Genomic DNA, 16,961 nt, shown 5'->3' on the forward strand with positions numbered 1-16,961 from the left:
AGCCACCATGTCCGAGCCACGCCAGATTCTCGTCACCAGCGCCCTGCCCTATGCCAATGGATCGATCCATCTCGGCCATATGCTGGAGTACATCCAGACGGACATGTGGGTACGCTTCCAGAAGCTGCGCGGCAACCAGTGCATCTATGTCTGCGCCGACGACGCCCACGGTTCGGCCATCATGCTGCGCGCCGAAAAGGAAGGCATCACCGCGGAACAGCTGATCGCCAATGTCCAGGCCGAGCACAGCAGCGATTTCGCCGACTTCCTGGTGGACTTCGACAACTTCCACTCCACCCACAGCGAAGAGAACCGCGAGCTGTCGAGCCTGATCTACTCGCGCCTGCGTGAAGCCGGGCACATCGCCACCCGCTCGGTGACCCAGTACTTCGACCCGGAAAAAGGCATGTTCCTCGCCGACCGCTTCATCAAGGGCACCTGCCCGAAGTGCGCGGCCGAAGACCAGTACGGCGACAACTGCGAAAAATGCGGCGCCACCTATGCACCCACCGAGCTGAAGAACCCCAAGTCAGCCATCTCCGGTGCCACCCCGGTACTGCGTGACTCCCAGCACTTCTTCTTCAAGCTGCCAGACTTCCAGGCCATGCTGCAGCAGTGGACCCGAAGCGGCACCCTGCAGGACGCGGTAGCCAACAAGCTGGCAGAATGGCTGGACTCCGGCCTGCAGGAGTGGGATATCTCCCGCGACGCGCCGTACTTCGGCTTCGAGATCCCGGGCGAGCCTGGCAAATACTTCTACGTATGGCTGGATGCGCCGATCGGCTACATGGCCAGCTTCAAGAACCTCTGCGCACGCCGCCCGGAGCTGGACTTCGACGCCTTCTGGAACGAAGGCTCCAAGGCCGAGCTGTACCACTTCATCGGCAAGGACATCGTCAACTTCCACGCCCTGTTCTGGCCAGCCATGCTCGAAGGCGCCGGCTTCCGCAAGCCAACCGCGGTCAACGTGCACGGCTACCTGACGGTCAACGGCGCCAAGATGTCCAAGTCGCGCGGCACCTTCATCAAGGCCCGCACCTACCTGGACCACCTGCAGCCGGAATACCTGCGTTACTACTATGCGGCCAAGCTGGGCCGTGGCGTCGACGACCTGGACCTGAACCTGGAAGACTTCGTGCAGAAGGTCAACTCCGACCTGGTCGGCAAGGTAGTCAACATTGCCAGCCGCTGCGCCGGTTTCATCCACAAGGGCAACGAAGGCGTGATGGTAGGCGGTGATGCCGCGCCTGAGCTGACCGAAGCCTTCCTGGCTGCCGCCCCCTCCATCGCCGAAGCCTATGAGGCCCGTGATCTTGGCCGTGCCATGCGCGAAATCATGGCACTGGCCGACCGCGCCAACGCCTGGATCGCCGACAAGGCACCGTGGTCACTGGCCAAGCAGGAAGGCAAGCAGGATGAAGTCCAGGCCATCTGCGCCCAAGGCATCAACCTGTTCCGCCAACTGGTGATTTTCCTCAAACCGGTACTGCCGGTGCTGGCTGCTGACGCCGAGGCTTTCCTCAACGTGGCCCCGCTGACCTGGAACGACCACCTGACACGCCTGGAAAACCACCCGCTTAACCCGTTCAAGGCCCTGATGAGCCGTATCGAGCCGGCCAAGGTCGAAGCCATGATCGCTGCCAGCAAGGAAGACCTGCTGGCTGCCGAAGCCAATGCCCCGGCGGGCAATGGCGAACTGACCAAGGACCCGCTGTCGGCCGAGATCGAGTTCGATACCTTCGCGGCCGTCGACCTGCGCGTGGCGCTGATCGTCAAGGCTGAAGCCGTAGCGGGTGCCGACAAGTTGCTGCAACTGACCCTGGACATTGGTGACGAGCGCCGCAACGTGTTCTCCGGCATCAAGTCGGCCTACCCAGACCCGTCCAAACTGGAAGGCCGCCTGACCATGATGGTGGCCAACCTCAAGCCACGGAAGATGCGCTTTGGCGTATCCGAGGGCATGGTCATGGCTGCCGGCCCTGGCGGTGAAGAAATCTACCTGCTGAGCCCGGACAGCGGCGCCAAGCCAGGCCAGCGCATCAAGTAACAGCCCTGCGGGCCATTGTGGGAGCGGCCTGCCCGCTCCCACAATACGCAGGCCCCTTCATGTCAAACCCGGACAATCACCCTGATTCCCGGCTATCGTCATCTCATGAATGACTACATCCTGGTCCTGATCAGCGCCGCACTGATCAATCACCTGTGCCAGCTCCGACAGCCACTCTCCGGGTTGCAACTGCAGGTGCACGGCCTGGCCTGTGCCCTGTGCATTGCACTGGGCGTAATCGGCGCGCAACTGTTGGCGCACGCCGTACTTGCCCCGCTGCACATCCACGAACTTGCCCTGTTCCTGCTATTGCCTTGGCTGGCTTTGCTCGCCTGGGGCCTGCCCTGGCTACTGGCCAAGTGGCGCCCGGCCTGGCCCGTAGCGGGGTTGCCAGCGCTGCTGTTGAGCAATGCCGCAGCGCTTGGGCTGGCCCTGCAACAGGCAAGCGACGACGTCAGCTGGCCAACCACGCTACTCCAAGGCTTGCTGACGGGTGGCGGCTTCTGGCTGGCGCTGATGGTGTTCGCCGACCTGCACCAGCGCAGCGCCCACGCCGACATCCCCAATGCGCTGCGCGGCCTGCCCATCCAATTGATCGGTGCCGGGGTAATGGCCATGGCGTTTTCCGGCCTCAATGGAATGTTTGGCCAATGAGCAGCCCCGATCCGCGGCTACGCACCAGCATGTGCCTGGTCTTGCTCGCCTGCACGCCTGGACTGCTGGCGCTGTTGTGGCTGCATGGCTGGGGCATGGTGCTGAACCTGTTGCTGTGTGCCAGTGCCGCATTGCTGTGCGAAGCATTGCTGCTGGCACTGCGCAGTCAACCACCAAGCCAGGCGCTAAACGACGGCAGTGCACTGGTGACCGCCGTGCTGCTGGCGGCCGCCCTGCCCACCCTGGCGCCATGGTGGCTGCCGGTCATTGCGGCATGTGTTGCGATCGGCATCGGCAAGCAGGCCTATGGTGGGGTCGGGCGAAATCTGTTCAATCCGGCCATGGTGGGTTATGCGTTCGTGCTGCTCAGCTTCCCGTTGCAGATGAACCATTGGCCTGGGCAGGTCCCGGGCCTGCTCGACAGCCTGCAACAGGTGTTCGCTGGGGGCGAACAGATCGATGCCTGGGCCCGGCCGACATTGCTCGACGGCTTACGCCACAACCGCAGCCTGACCATCGACGAGCTGTTTGCCAGCCATCCGGGCTTTGGCAGCATTGGTGGGGCAGGCAGCGAATGGGTCAACTTGGCATTCCTGCTTGGCGGCCTGTTCTTGTTGCAGCGCAAGGTGATCAGTTGGCATGCGCCGGCAGGTTTGCTGGCAGGGTTATTGGTATTCAGCCTGTTGGGCTGGAACGGTTCGGGGTCGGACTCCAATGGCTCGCCTTTGCTGCACCTGTTTTCCGGCTCGACCATGCTGGCAGCATTCTTCATTGCGACCGAGCCAGTGTCCGGCCCCAGAAACGACTGGGCCAAGCTGTGCTTCGGCCTGGGAACAGGGCTGCTTATCTACCTGATTCGTACTTGGGGCAGCTTCCCGGATGGCACCGCGTTCGCCGTTCTGCTGATGAATCTTTTGGCTCCGGTACTCGAGCGCATGGCTGTGCAACGTCAGCAGGCAGCCCGATGAAGCGGGGGGGACGGGATGTGGGCCTGCTGCTGCTGACTGGAGTATTGGCAGTGTCTGCCACCCTGGCCTGGCGGCAGTGGACCAGCCCAGCCATCGCCAGCGCCGAAAAACAAATGCAAAGCCGCCAGCGGCTGGCCGTGCTGCCCGAAGGCAGCTATGACAACCAGCCACTGGAAAGCCCGCTGCCAAGGCCCGCCGCACAGCGGCCCAACAGCCGTATCCTGGCAGCTTACCGCGCCACTATGGCAGGCAAGCCAAGCGCCATTATTTTGGTCACACAGGTGCAGGGGTATGCCGGACCAATCGTACTAAGCGTCGCCATCGCCACAGACGGCCGACTGATCGGCAGCCAGGTTGTCGAACAACAGGAAAGCCCGGGGCTTGGCGATCACCTGAGTGACCCACAACTGCAGTGGCTGAAGCAGTTCGACAATCGCTATCTGGGCGATCACTGGGCACTCAAGCGGGACCAGGGTGATTTTGACCAATTGGCCGGCGCAACCGTAACCTCGCGGGCAGTGATCGCCGCATTGCAGGACGCGCTGAGTTATTTCGATGAACAGCGTAGTGTATTGCTGGAGGGCGCCGCACATGAATAGGTTTGGCCTGCTGGCCATGAGCATCGCGCCCCTGTTAGGCGCCACCCGAACGCTGGCTGAAGGCGCGGCCATCGGCCTGTGCGCAGCAGTGATGGGCTGTCTGCACCAAGTGTTGCTGGCCCCCCTGCGTAAACGCGTGGCCAGCTGGGCATATCTACTGGCCAGCCTGCTGCTGCTGGCAGCCCTGGCCAGTTGTCTGCAGTTGGCCATGCGGGCCTGGCTACTACCACTGGCCATTGCTCTGGGCCACTACCCCGCATTGTTGTGCCTGCAATGCCTGGCCAGTGACCACCTGCTGCCAGGCCAACGCCGCTGGCGCGTGCTGGCAAAGCACCTCGGGGCTGTCTTTGCCAGTTGCCTGCTGCTGGGCGCCAGCCGCCAATGGCTGGCTGGCCATGCCGAGCTGCACCTGGCCAGCCTCGCGCCCGGTGCGCTACTGCTGCTGGGACTGCTGTTGGCCTTGTACAATCGCCTGCATCCGGGCTCTGCCCACCCACATCGTCAAGGAAAGCCCTGATTTCATGAATGCCGCCAAACGCCTGGAGATTTTTCGCAGACTGCACGAAGACAACCCCGACCCAAAGACCGAACTGGCCTACACGACCCCGTTTGAACTGCTGGTCGCCGTGACACTGTCCGCGCAATCCACCGACGTCGGCGTCAACAAGGCCACTGCCCGCCTGTTCCCCGTCGCCAACACCCCCGAGGCCATCTATGCCCTGGGCGTTGAAGGCCTTAGCAAATACATCAAGACCATCGGGCTATACAACAGCAAGGCCAAGAATGTCATAGAAGCGTGCCGGCTGCTGATCGAGCGCCACGACAGCCAGGTACCGCAAACCCGCGAAGCGTTGGAGGCGCTACCCGGTGTCGGTCGAAAAACCGCCAACGTGGTGCTTAACACAGCGTTTCGCCAACCGGCCATGGCAGTGGATACCCACATTTTCCGCGTGAGTAACCGCACGGGTATCGCACCAGGCAAAACGGTGCTGGAAGTGGAAAAGAAACTGGTCAAGTTTGTACCTAAAGACTACCTGCTCGACGCCCACCATTGGCTGATCCTGCACGGGCGCTACGTGTGCCAGGCGCGCAAGCCAAGGTGCGGCAGCTGCAGGATCGAAGATTTGTGCGAGTACAAGCACAAAACCTCCGACGATTGAGCCAATAGCCAGAAACCACTCACGTCGATTGAAAAAATCTTTTTTACCAGCGTCTGCTTTCTGGTTATAAGGTCGGCCAATGGCCCCTTGGCTTGGAGCGACTCATGAGTACCGATAAAGACGACCTGTCGATCGATGATGATTTTGTTGCCGCAGACGATGACGCGGAACCACAAGTAGAAACCGCAAAGACCAACCTGAGCAAACGCCGCACCATCGACAACATGCTGGAAGAACGGCGCCTGCAAAAGCAGCTGGCCGATTTCGATTACGACCTGTAGTTCTGGTCCTGTAGTCATGGATCCATAGCCTTGGCAAAGCTTCCTGACTGGAGGCTTTGCCAAGGCCCGGGATCAGTTCAGACCTTGCCGTTGCGCCAGCTCGATCAGGTCAACCAGTGACCGTGCATTGAGCTTGAGCAACAGCCGCGACTTGTAGGTACTGACCGTCTTGTTACTGAGGTACATGCTGTCGGCAATCTCCTTGTTCGAACGCCCTCGCGCCAGCTGTTGCAGCACCGTCATTTCTCGCGCAGAAAGGCGATTCACCATATCCGTCTCGCTGCCCGCCCCCCTGCCACGTGACGCATGCAAGGCCTGGTTGGGGAAGTAGCTGTAACCCGACAACACAGCCTTGATAGCGCTAAGCAGCTCGGTAAGCTCCTGCTGCTTGCACACGTAACCCGCCGCCCCCGCCTGCATGCAGCGCATCGAAAAGTTGCCGGGGGCCTGCGACGTCAGCACCAGTACCTTGCTACCCGGGCTGAATGTCGCCATGCGGGCGATTACCTCCAGGCCATCCAGTTTCGGGATACCGATATCCAGCACCACAATATCCGGCAGGTGTTGCCGTGTCAGCTGCAGCGCAGCCACCCCATTGTCAGTCTCCGCCACAACGTCATACCCATGCCGCTCCATCAGCATGCGTACGGCCAGGCGTATGACCGGATGATCATCCACGATAAGCACTTTATTCATGCGATATCCATACATTGTTGTTGCTTTGGCACGCCACGATAACCGACAGGACGCTTGCTGGCGCGGCGATTTACCAGTGAAAGCCATTGACAGACAAAACCTACAGAACTTACAGAAACTTCCTACACACTATGACTATGGTTGTAACAAATAAATTTCTTATCACCGAAAGAAACGGTACTACCCAATGACATAAACGCGCCAGTTGAGTACTGATCTTCAGTAGAGGAGAACTTCCGACTCGAACGCGCTGAAAAGGCAACACAACGAGGTTCTCTGACGATCATTCCTCCCCCGGGAAACAATCCAGTCTTTAGTTGAGTACAGCGGTAAGGTAAAGATGGGCAAAACCGCTGGAGACGGCCCCTATGACCCAAGCACAACCTGTCGCCCCGCTGACGATCATTGCCATCTTCGCGGGGATTATCGAAGCCTCCGCCCTTGCCACACTGCCATTTCTCGGCGAGTCCAGCCAAAAGCTCTACACCTGGTTCCTGGTAGGTTTTCCATTCTTTCTGACAGCACTGTTTTTTCTGACACTCAACTTCAATTACAAGTCGTTCTATAGCCCGCTTCCCAACAACACAGCACACGACAACACACCAGCACTGAACAGTATGGCCACACCCGTTATTGCCAATGATGCCCCCGAGGCGATACAGGGCGAACCTGTCACATTCATGTTCTCCGGCCCCGACGCCTGTCGCATGATGGAACAACAACTCTTGCACGCACTTGCCCAACCGCCCGAGCCCACGCGCGTCTGGCGCTTTTGTAATCTGGACAGACGTCAATGTGCGCAGCTTTCGATCAGCGCACTTGAGGGCGAAGATGTAAACCCTCGAAGTTGAACAACCCGCCTTTCCGCAGGCATAAAAAAACCCCGGATTGAGCCGGGGTTTTCGCACAGGCCAGCAATCAGAGCAGCGAACGGCCCTTGTTGGCGGCAATGCGCATACGCAGTGCGTTGAGCTTGATGAAGCCAGCAGCGTCTTCCTGGTTGTAGGCACCACCATCTTCTTCAAAGGTGGCGATGTTGGCATCGAACAGCGAATCGTCCGACTTGCGGCCAACCACGGTCACATTGCCCTTGTACAGCTTCAGGCGCACCACACCATTCACGTTGACCTGCGAAGCATCGATCATCTGTTGCAGCATCAGACGCTCCGGGCTCCACCAGTAGCCGGTGTAGATCAGGCTGGCATACTTGGGCATCAACTCATCTTTCAGGTGAGCGACTTCGCGGTCCAGGGTGATCGACTCGATGGCACGGTGAGCCTTGAGCATGATGGTACCGCCAGGCGTTTCGTAGCAACCGCGCGACTTCATGCCGACGTAACGGTTCTCGACGATGTCCAGGCGGCCGATGCCGTTGGCACCACCGATACGGTTCAGGTCGGCGAGGACGGTGGCCGGGGATTTCTCGACGCCGTCGATGGCAACGATGTCACCATTGCGGTAGGTCAGCTCGATGTAGGTAGCTTGGTCCGGGGCGTTCTCAGGCGAGACACTCCAGCGCCACATGTCTTCTTCGTGCTCGGTCCAGGTATCTTCCAGGACACCGCCTTCGTAGGAGATGTGCAGCAGGTTGGCGTCCATCGAGTACGGCGACTTCTTCTTGCCGTGGCGCTCGATCGGGATGCCGTGCTTCTCGGCGTAGTCCATCAGCTTCTCGCGGGACAGCAGGTCCCACTCGCGCCATGGGGCGATGACCTTGACACCTGGCTTCAGGGCATAGGCACCCAGCTCGAAGCGCACCTGGTCGTTACCTTTGCCGGTGGCGCCATGGGAAATGGCGTCGGCGCCGGTTTCGTTGGCGATTTCGATCAGACGCTTGGCGATCAGCGGACGGGCGATGGAAGTACCCAGCAGGTACTCGCCTTCGTAGACGGTGTTGGCGCGGAACATCGGGAACACGAAATCACGCACGAACTCTTCGCGCAGGTCGTCGATGTAGATCTCTTTAACGCCCATTGCCTGGGCCTTGGCACGAGCCGGTTCGACCTCTTCGCCCTGACCCAGGTCAGCGGTGAAGGTCACCACTTCGCAGTTGTAGGTATCCTGCAGCCACTTGAGAATCACCGAAGTATCAAGGCCGCCGGAATACGCCAGTACGACCTTTTTTACGTCCGCCATGCCATCACTCCACGGGGTTGTACGGAAAGGTACCGATTCTACCGGCGTTGCGGATAAATTTACAGTGGGGCGACAGCTTCTGACGACAAAGCGACAGGAACTTTCGCAGGGGCGACGGGCGGTCGGCTGCGGGATGTGGCATGAGGACCATGGAGGGGCGTCGAGCCGCAGCGTGCATGCCTTGAGGAGTTCAGCGCCTGTGAGACCGAGCGCCGCCAGGTGTCCGCCTCAACACATTTTGCGCCTGTGAGACCGAGCGCCGCCAGGTGTCCGCCTCGACGCATTCTGCGCCTGTGAGATCGAGCGCCGCCAGGTGTCCGCCTCGACGCATTCTGCGCCTGTGAGATCGAGCGCCGCCAGGTGTCCGCCTCGACGCATTCTGCGCCTGTGAGATCGAGCGCCGCCCGGTGTCCGCCTCGACACATTCTGCGCCTGTGAGATCAAGCGCCGCCAGGTGTCCGCCTCGACACATTCTGCGCCTGTGAGATCGAGCGCCGCCAGGTGTCCGCCTCGACACATTCTGCGCCTGTGAGATCGAGCGCCGCCAGGTGTCCGCCTCGACACATTCTGCGCCTGTGAGATCGAGCGCCGCCAGGTGTCCGCCTCGACGCATTCTGCGCCTGTGAGATCGAGCGCCGCCCGGTGTCCGCCTCGACACATTCTGCGCCTGTGAGATCGAGCGCCGCCCGCGCGGCGCTTCGCGGGTAAACCCGCTCCTACGTTTGTTTCGGGCCAATTATGCCTGTGGGATCCGCGCGCGAACGCCTTGGCATACACCTCGAAATCGCGTTGTACAAACAAGGCGGTCGCGCGCGCCAGGCACAGGATGGACTGGCCCGAAACAAACGTAGGAGCGGGTTTACCCGCGAAGCGCCGCGCGGGCGGCGCTCGATCTCACAGGCGCTGAAAATGTTGTGACGAACCCCTGGCGGCCTTGATGCGAGCCCATGACATGCACCGACCAGATCTCAGGGCGCCTTCGCCCCTGATACCGGTGCAACAGCCGGCGCCGCTTGCTCAACCGGCCTTTCCACGGCTTTTTCAACCACCGCCACCCGATCCAGCTCGATATTCACCCGCCGATTACGCGCCCGATTCGACGCACTGTTGTTCTTCGCCAGCGGATAACGCTCGCCATGGAAGCGCACAGTAATCTGCTCTTGCGGCACACCGTGAGCCTTGAAGTAATCGGCCACGGCCAATGCGCGACGGCGCGACAGGTCGCGGTTGGTCAGGCGGTTGCCACTGTTGTCGGAGTGGCCGTTGAGCTCAATATGGTTAACCGTGGGGTCGGCCTTCAGGTAGTCGACAATCACCGCCAGCCGCGCCTTGGCTGCTGCATCCAGCTCGAAACCGCCCCCAGGGAAGCCCACTTGAGTCTGGCGCACCTGGTCATAGTTCATCGGCAACAGCTTGCCCGCACAGACCTGATAGTCATTGTAGGCTTTGGCGAAGCTGACCGGCAGCACACGCACCTCCATCGGCCTGCCTGCCTCACCGGTGTAGTTGCGCACGACTGTGCTACGCCCGTCGAGCAAACCGTTGATCAGCCGGCTGGCCTGCCCTTGGGAGGAGCTGAACAGCACTCCGCTGCGGGCCATACGCACATGGCCCAGGTTGATATCGCCACGCCCAGGTTGCCATGGCGCTGCCGCGGCCAGCAGGCTGGCGGTGCCGGCACCCAGTACGTTGCTGTCCGAACGCAGCTGGAACACCGGCTGCTCGCCTGCCCGGCGCACGAACGTACCGCTGCCGAAACCTTCGATCGGTTGGCTCAGACGGCACTCGAACTGGTCACCCTCGACCTTCCAGGCAATGTTCTCCATGCGCGTCTGGAAAGTCAGTGCGCCGGCCGGCAGGCTGGCGAACAGGGTCAACAGGGCTAGGTAACGCTGGCGCACGGGCGGCTCCACAATTTCTGACGGCTTACCAGCAGGCTATCGGACGCCGCGCGGAAAACTTGATAGCCGTGCTCGCCCCGGGGTTTTCCGGTAGGATTGGGGCTTGAGTTCGACCCGCCTGGAATCCCCAATGTCCGATCGCCTGACCCTCCTGCGCCCCGACGACTGGCACATCCATCTGCGCGATGGTGCCGTCCTGCCCCACACCGTTGGCGACGTGGCGCGTACCTTCGCCCGTGCCATCATCATGCCCAACCTGGTTCCGCCGGTGCGCAATGCCGCCGAGGCCGGCGCCTACCGTGAGCGCATTCTGGCTGCCCGCCCGGCCGGCAGCCGCTTCGAGCCGCTGATGGTTCTGTACCTCACCGACAACATCAGCCCCGAGGACGTCCGCGCGGCCAAGGCCAGCGGTTTCGTGTACGCCGCCAAGTTGTACCCGGCCGGTGCCACCACCAACTCCGATTCCGGCGTGACCAGCATCGACAACATCTTCCCGGCCCTGGAGGCACTGGCGGAAGTGGGCATGCCGCTGCTGGTGCATGGCGAAGTGACCCGCAGCGAGATCGACGTGTTCGACCGCGAGAAGCGCTTCATCGACGAGCACATGCGCCGTGTGGTCGAGCGCTTCCCGACGCTGAAAGTGGTGTTCGAACACATCACCACCAGCGACGCCGCGCAGTTCGTCACCGAGGCCCCGGCCAACGTGGGTGCGACCATCACCGCCCAGCACCTGCTGTACAACCGCAACCACATGCTGGTTGGCGGCATTCGCCCGCACTTCTACTGCCTGCCGATCCTCAAGCGCAACACGCACCAGGTGGCCTTGCTGGACGCCGCCACCAGCGGCAACCCGAAGTTCTTCCTCGGCACCGACTCGGCACCTCATGCCCGGCACGCCAAGGAAGCAGCCTGCGGTTGCGCGGGTTGCTACACCGCCTATGCGGCCATCGAGATGTACGCCGAAGCGTTCGAACAACGTAACGCGCTGGACAAGCTGGAAGGCTTCGCCAGCCTGCACGGCCCGGCCTTCTATGGCCTGCCGGCGAACACCGACACCATTACCCTGGTCCGCGAAGAATGGACCGCTCCGGAAAGCCTGCCATTTGGCGAGCAAACCGTAGTCCCGCTGCGCGCTGGCGAAAAACTGCGCTGGCGCCTGCTGGAGGCAAACGCGTGAGCGAAGACCTTTACGAAGACGACCTGGAAACCCAAGGCAGCAGCGGTCCTCGCCACCCGATGGCCGAACGCTTCCGCGGCTATCTGCCGGTCGTGGTGGATGTTGAAACCGGCGGTTTCAACAGCGCCACCGATGCATTGCTGGAGATTGCCGCTGTCACCATCGGCATGGACGAGAAAGGCTTCCTGTTCCCCGAACATACCTACTTCCACCGAGTGGAGCCGTTCGAGGGCGCCAACATCGAGCCGGCCGCGCTTGAGTTCACCGGGATCAAGCTGGACCACCCGCTGCGCATGGCGGTCAGCGAGGAAAGCGCGATGACCGACATCTTCCGCGGCGTGCGCAAGGCACTCAAGGCCAACGGCTGCAAGCGGGCGATTCTGGTCGGCCACAACAGCAGCTTCGACCTGGGCTTCCTCAATGCGGCAGTGGCGCGTAATGATCTGAAGCGCAACCCGTTCCACCCGTTCTCCAGCTTCGACACCGCCACCCTGGCGGGCCTGGCGTATGGCCAGACCGTGCTGGCGCGGGCCTGTCAGAGCGCCGACATCGACTTCGACGGGCGTGAGGCGCACTCGGCACGTTACGACACCGAGAAAACCGCTGAACTGTTCTGTGGCATCGTCAACCGCTGGAAAGAAATGGGCGGCTGGCGCGATTTCAACGATTGATCTGCCAAAAGCATTCGCGGGCACGCCCGCCCCCACAGGTTCACCTTTGCCTTCAGGCATGCAGAGAATCGGTGGGAGCGGGCGCGCCCGCTAAGAGGCCGGCACAGGAAGGCATAAAAAAACCGGCCACGAAGGCCGGTTTTTTCATGCGCGCAGCAATTACAGCTTGCCAGCGTTCTCGCTCAGGTAGGCAGCAACGCCTTCAGGCGAAGCGTTCATGCCCTTGTCGCCTTTTTTCCAGTTGGCAGGGCAGACTTCGCCGTGCTCTTCGTGGAACTGCAGGGCGTCGACCAGACGCAGCAGCTCGTCCATGTTACGGCCCAGTGGCAGGTCGTTGACGATCTGCGAACGGACAACACCGTTGGTATCGATCAGGAAGGCGCCACGGAAGGCCACGCCACCTTCGGACTCGACGTCGTAGGCTTTGCAGATTTCGTGGGTCATGTCGGCAGCCAGGGTGTACTTCACCTGACCGATGCCGCCGTTGTTGACCGGGGTGTTACGCCAGGCGTTGTGGGTGAAGTGCGAGTCGATCGACACGCCGATCACTTCCACGTTGCGCGCCTGGAAGTCAGGGATGCGGTTGTCCAGGGCGATCAGCTCGGACGGGCAGACGAAGGTGAAGTCCAGCGGGTAGAAGAACACCAGGCCGTACTTGCCCTTGATGGCCGAGGCCAGGTTGAAGCTATCGACGATCTCGCCATTGCCCAGCACGGCCGGAACGGTGAAATCGGGGGCTTTCTTACCAACGAGTACGCTCATTGTAATCTCCTGATGAGGGTGAAAAACCGTTTGCCGGGCCAGACGAGCTTGCCCGACATCCAACAAAGGCCGACCATCATACACGGCTTCTCATGACAGGCCGACTCCGTCGACAAAGCGACCACCGGTCGCTCAAGCACAGCCCTCTCAGAAAGATCTTTGACAAGCATTCTCATTACCATTAAGCTCCAACCCATCGACCCAACCAGCGATGGTCAGCCCTTATGTATGTGTGTCTTTGTGTCGGCGTTACCGACGGACAGATCCGCGATGCGATCTATGAAGGATGCTGCAGTTACAAGGAAGTGCGAGCCGCCACCAATGTCGCCAGCCAGTGTGGGAAATGCGCCTGCGTGGCCAAGCAGGTGGTCCGCGAGACCCTGACCGAGCTTCAGGTCAGCCAGGCAGCCCTGCCCTACCCCGTCGAATTTACCGCTGCCTGAACCCAGAATTTCAAGAACCGGACCTGGTGTCCGGTTTTTTTATGCCTGAAATTCAATAAGTTAGCGGTGCAACGCGGTTCACAAACATTCTTATTCCTATTAATTTTCACTTATTATTCAAGAACTTAGGTTTGACACACCTAAGTATCGGGCTCAAACTTCAGTGGATTGACACACTTCTACAGGGCAGGAACCCGACATGAAAGGCGACGTAAGCGTCATCCAGCATCTCAACAAGATCCTCGGAAACGAGCTGGTCGCGATCAACCAGTACTTCCTGCACGCACGCATGTACGAAGATTGGGGGCTGAACAAACTCGGCAAGCACGAGTACAAAGAATCCATCGATGAAATGAAGCACGCTGACAAACTGATCAAGCGTATTTTGTTCCTCGAAGGTATTCCTAACGTTCAGGACCTGGGCAAACTGTTGATCGGCGAGCACACCAAGGAAATGCTTGAGTGCGATCTGAAGATCGAACAGCAAGGCCTGGTCGACCTGAAGGCAGCCATCGCCCATTGTGAAACCGCTGGCGACTTCGGCTCCCGTGACGTGCTCGAAGATATCCTCGAGTCCGAGGAAGAACACATCGACTGGCTGGAAACCCAACTGGGTCTGATCGACAAGATCGGTATCGAGAACTACCTGCAGTCGCAGATGGGCGAAGAATAAATATTCGCCCCATGAAAAAACCCGCGATCAGCGGGTTTTTTCATGCTTGCCGGAAGATCAGGCTTCAGAAGCCTTGGCCTTGGCAGCCGCTTCCTTGATCAGGGTTTGCAGCTCACCGTTCTCGAACATTTCCAGCATGATGTCGCTGCCGCCAACCAGCTCACCGGCTACCCACAATTGCGGGAAGGTCGGCCAGTTGGCGTATTTTGGCAGGTTGGCGCGAATTTCCGGGTTCTGCAGGATGTCGACGTAGGCGAACTTTTCGCCACAACCCATCACGGCCTGCGATGCACGCGCAGAGAAGCCGCATTGCGGGGCATTCGGCGAGCCTTTCATGTAAAGCAGAATGGTGTTGTTGGCAATCTGCTCTTTGATCGTTTCGATGATATCCATGTAGCACCTCGGCTGAACTATCCGACACAGTCGTCGGCACGGTGTCGCATTGTAACGGAAAGCCGAGCGCCGTGCTCGGCCTTGCCGTTCCTCAAGCGGCCTCGACCTGCACAGGTACGCCATTGAGCGCAGCGTTTCCGGATACCTGGTCCCGAAAGCGCTCATCGGTCAGGTCATTGGCACTCACGCCAGGTTGCGCCTGCGCGATTTGCATGCGCACACCCTGACGACCATGACCAAAGCCATGGGGCAAGCTGACCACACCGGGCATCATGTCCTCGCAGGCCTGCACCTCGACCTCCAGTGAGCCAGTACGTGAACGGATGCGCACGCGCTGGCCATCCTGCAGGTGCCGCTGCTGCAAGTCTTGCGGGTGCATCAACAACTGATGCCGTGGCTTGCCTTTCACCAGGCGATGGAAGTTGTGCATCCACGAGTTGTTGCTGCGCACATGGCGGCGCCCGATCAGCAGCAGTTCGCCCGGCGCCGGGGGCGTCATTTGCGCCAGGCGGTGCAGGTCGTCGAGCAAAACCTGCGGGGCTGCTTCGACAGCCTTGCTGGCAGTCGCCAGCCGCCCAGCGAGGTTGCTGCGTAACGCCCCCAGGTCAAGCCCGTGCGGGTGATCGTCCAGTGTTGCCAGGGAAAGCTGCCAACGCGTTGCTTCACCGTAGCGCCCTTTGCGCAGGGCTTGATCAATCATCTGCGCAGGCGACCAGGTCGGCTTCAACTCCAACTCGGCACGCTTGGCAAACGCCTGCGCCAGACCGACGAAAATCTCCCAGTCATGCAGTGCCCCCTCCGGCTTGGCCAGGATCGCCCGGTTGAAGCGCGTGACGTTGCGCACCGCCAGCAAGTTGAAGGTGCTGTCGTAATGATCGTTTTCCAGCGCGGTGGTAGAGGGCAGGATCAGGTCGGCATGGCGGGTGGTTTCGTTGATGTAGAGATCGATACTGAGCATGAACTCCAACCCCTCCAGCGCCGCATCCAGCTGGCGACCGTTAGGTGTGGACAACACAGGGTTGCCGGCGACTGTCACCAGGGCGCGCACCTGCCCTTCGCCCGGTGTTTGCATTTCCTCCGCCAGGGCCGCCACAGGCAGCTCGCCGCCGTACTCGGGCAAGCCCGACACACGGCTCTGCCAGGCATTGAAATGGCCACCCGAGGTGGTTGCCACCAAGTCGACGGCAGGCTCCGTGCACAACGCGCCGCCACTGCGATCGAGGTTGCCGGTCACCAGGTTCACAAGTTGCACCAGCCAATGGCAGAGAGTGCCAAATGCTTGGGTCGAGACGCCCATGCGGCCGTAGCACACGGCCTGCCCGGCAGCGGCGAAGTCGCGTGCCAGCTGGCGGATGTCCGCTGCAGCAATACCACATTGGGCGCTCATGGCCTCGGCACTGAACGGCGCAATAGCCTCGCGCACCTGCTGCAGGCCGCTGACCGGCAAGTGTGAGCCCCGAGCCAGGCCTTCTTCGAACAATGTGTTGAGCAAGCCGCACAACAGGGCTGCATCCCCACCGGGGCGAATGAACAAGTGGCGGTCAGCCATTGCCGCCGTTTCGCTACGCCGAGGGTCAACCACCACCAGGCGCCCACCACGCGCCCGCAGGGCCTTCAGGCGCTTCTCCACGTCCGGAACGGTCATGATGCTGCCATTGGAGGCCAGCGGGTTGCCGCCAAGAATCAGCATGAACCCGGTGTGGTCGATGTCCGGAATCGGCAGCAGCAGCCCATGCCCATACATCAAGTGGCTGACCAGGTGTTGGGGCAACTGGTCCACTGAAGTGGCAGAGAAACGGTTACGGGTCTTGAGCAGGCCCAGAAAGTAGTTGCTGTGGGTCATCAAGCCGTAATTGTGCACACTCGGATTGCCTTGGTAGACCGCCACGGCATTGCGCCCATGGGCCTGCTGGACCGCCCACAGTTTTTCGGCAGCCAGTGCGAAGGCCTCATCCCAGCCAATGGCGTGCCAATGCTCGCCTACTCGCTTGTGTGGCTGACGCAGGCGATCCGGGTCGTTCTGAATGTCCTGCAACGCCACGGCCTTGGGACAGACATGGCCACGGCTGAACGGGTCAAGTGGGTCGCCCTTGATCGAGCTGATCAGGGCCCGCCCGTCCTGCTCATGGCTGACTTCGATGTTGAGCCCGCAGATCGCTTCGCACAGGTGACAGGCACGGTGATGCAGGGTCTTGGTCATGGCCGCCTCTGCCTTGTTGTTGTCGAACAGTGACTATGCGCCCGCCCCCTGCCTGCGGCCAGTGCGCTTCGCCGTGTGAATCCACCGACATCAGGCGCACGATTTACGACAGCCATTTGCCAAATTGCCGGCAAGCCGTGTACAACCTTGTGTAGCAAATAAAGAACAGCACGGGCCGACGGGCAAAGACACCCTTTGCA

General features: G+C 60.8%; 18 protein-coding genes. 12 read left to right on the forward strand and 6 right to left on the reverse strand.

The features are described 5' to 3' along the window. The first annotated feature begins 7 nt into the window (after window positions 1-7). The 7 genes from metG to ACYCCG_RS19465 all read left to right on the forward strand — a co-directional run bounded on the left by metG (window position 8) and on the right by ACYCCG_RS19465 (window position 5,709). Window positions 8-2,047: a methionine--tRNA ligase gene (metG, locus tag ACYCCG_RS19435; protein WP_459671532.1), complete on the forward strand. Its 2,040-nt coding sequence runs from the start codon at window positions 8-10 to the stop codon at window positions 2,045-2,047. Between the two features lie 105 nt (window positions 2,048-2,152). Next, complete coding sequence (locus ACYCCG_RS19440; protein ID WP_459671534.1) at window positions 2,153-2,701, forward strand: Rnf-Nqr domain containing protein; 549 nt, start codon at window positions 2,153-2,155, stop codon at window positions 2,699-2,701. Then, window positions 2,698-3,669: an RnfABCDGE type electron transport complex subunit D gene (locus tag ACYCCG_RS19445; RefSeq protein ID WP_339535291.1), complete on the forward strand. Its 972-nt coding sequence runs from the start codon at window positions 2,698-2,700 to the stop codon at window positions 3,667-3,669. Before ACYCCG_RS19440 ends, ACYCCG_RS19445 begins: the two co-directional genes overlap by 4 nt. After that, entirely contained in the window at window positions 3,666-4,268 is a 603-nt protein-coding gene (locus ACYCCG_RS19450) for an RnfABCDGE type electron transport complex subunit G (RefSeq protein ID WP_339443730.1), read from the forward strand. Before ACYCCG_RS19445 ends, ACYCCG_RS19450 begins: the two co-directional genes overlap by 4 nt. Next, entirely contained in the window at window positions 4,261-4,785 is a 525-nt protein-coding gene (locus tag ACYCCG_RS19455) for an Rnf-Nqr domain containing protein (RefSeq protein ID WP_459671537.1), read from the forward strand. The genes ACYCCG_RS19450 and ACYCCG_RS19455 overlap by 8 nt, the downstream gene beginning before the upstream one ends. A 4-nt stretch (window positions 4,786-4,789) precedes the next feature. Continuing rightward, window positions 4,790-5,428 carry an endonuclease III gene (gene nth, locus ACYCCG_RS19460; RefSeq protein ID WP_143494696.1) on the forward strand — a complete coding sequence of 213 codons (639 nt, stop codon included), beginning with the start codon at window positions 4,790-4,792 and terminating at the stop codon, window positions 5,426-5,428. 104 nt (window positions 5,429-5,532) lie between these two features. After that, a complete protein-coding gene (locus tag ACYCCG_RS19465; protein ID WP_003254937.1) occupies window positions 5,533-5,709 on the forward strand; it encodes a PA3496 family putative envelope integrity protein in 177 nt (58 codons plus the stop codon). A 72-nt stretch (window positions 5,710-5,781) separates the two neighbouring features. Here ACYCCG_RS19465 and ACYCCG_RS19470 read toward each other — a convergent pair whose 3' ends face one another. After that, window positions 5,782-6,405, reverse strand: coding sequence for a response regulator transcription factor (locus ACYCCG_RS19470; RefSeq protein ID WP_003254939.1), 624 nt, complete (start codon window positions 6,403-6,405; stop codon window positions 5,782-5,784). Window positions 6,406-6,773: 368 nt separating this feature from the next. Here ACYCCG_RS19470 and ACYCCG_RS19475 point away from each other — a divergent pair, with 368 nt between their 5' ends. Continuing rightward, entirely contained in the window at window positions 6,774-7,256 is a 483-nt protein-coding gene (locus ACYCCG_RS19475) for a hypothetical protein (protein ID WP_339443731.1), read from the forward strand. Window positions 7,257-7,323: 67 nt separating this feature from the next. Here the strand turns inward: ACYCCG_RS19475 and ACYCCG_RS19480 are convergent, their stop codons facing one another. After that, a complete protein-coding gene (locus ACYCCG_RS19480; protein WP_021781974.1) occupies window positions 7,324-8,541 on the reverse strand; it encodes an argininosuccinate synthase in 1,218 nt (405 codons plus the stop codon). 968 nt (window positions 8,542-9,509) lie between these two features. Further along, entirely contained in the window at window positions 9,510-10,442 is a 933-nt protein-coding gene (locus ACYCCG_RS19485) for a flagellar protein MotY (RefSeq protein ID WP_209967713.1), read from the reverse strand. Window positions 10,443-10,572: 130 nt separating this feature from the next. Between ACYCCG_RS19485 and pyrC the strand changes: the two genes are divergently transcribed. Both pyrC and rnt read left to right on the forward strand, forming a co-directional pair. Further along, the gene (pyrC, locus tag ACYCCG_RS19490; protein WP_176683651.1) at window positions 10,573-11,619 is read left to right on the forward strand and encodes a dihydroorotase; all 1,047 of its coding nucleotides are present in this window, start codon (window positions 10,573-10,575) and stop codon (window positions 11,617-11,619) included. Between the two features lie 59 nt (window positions 11,620-11,678). Next, entirely contained in the window at window positions 11,679-12,290 is a 612-nt protein-coding gene (rnt, locus tag ACYCCG_RS19495; RefSeq protein WP_010952252.1) for a ribonuclease T, read from the forward strand. A 159-nt stretch (window positions 12,291-12,449) separates the two neighbouring features. On the opposite strand, the gene ACYCCG_RS19500 is transcribed toward rnt, so the two are convergent. Then, window positions 12,450-13,052: a peroxiredoxin gene (locus ACYCCG_RS19500; RefSeq protein ID WP_003254945.1), complete on the reverse strand. Its 603-nt coding sequence runs from the start codon at window positions 13,050-13,052 to the stop codon at window positions 12,450-12,452. 224 nt (window positions 13,053-13,276) lie between these two features. Between ACYCCG_RS19500 and ACYCCG_RS19505 the strand changes: the two genes are divergently transcribed. Both ACYCCG_RS19505 and bfr read left to right on the forward strand, forming a co-directional pair. Then, entirely contained in the window at window positions 13,277-13,495 is a 219-nt protein-coding gene (locus tag ACYCCG_RS19505) for a bacterioferritin-associated ferredoxin (RefSeq protein ID WP_003254947.1), read from the forward strand. Window positions 13,496-13,694: 199 nt separating this feature from the next. Continuing rightward, a complete protein-coding gene (gene bfr, locus ACYCCG_RS19510; protein ID WP_003254948.1) occupies window positions 13,695-14,168 on the forward strand; it encodes a bacterioferritin in 474 nt (157 codons plus the stop codon). Between the two features lie 57 nt (window positions 14,169-14,225). On the opposite strand, the gene grxD is transcribed toward bfr, so the two are convergent. After that, entirely contained in the window at window positions 14,226-14,561 is a 336-nt protein-coding gene (grxD, locus tag ACYCCG_RS19515; protein WP_021781969.1) for a Grx4 family monothiol glutaredoxin, read from the reverse strand. A 91-nt stretch (window positions 14,562-14,652) separates the two neighbouring features. Next, window positions 14,653-16,761 (reverse strand): molybdopterin oxidoreductase family protein, encoded by a 2,109-nt coding sequence (locus ACYCCG_RS19520; RefSeq protein ID WP_209967715.1) that lies wholly within the window; start codon window positions 16,759-16,761, stop codon window positions 14,653-14,655. Window positions 16,762-16,961 lie beyond the last annotated feature (200 nt).

The organism is Pseudomonas sp. VEM90, assembly GCF_054611535.1.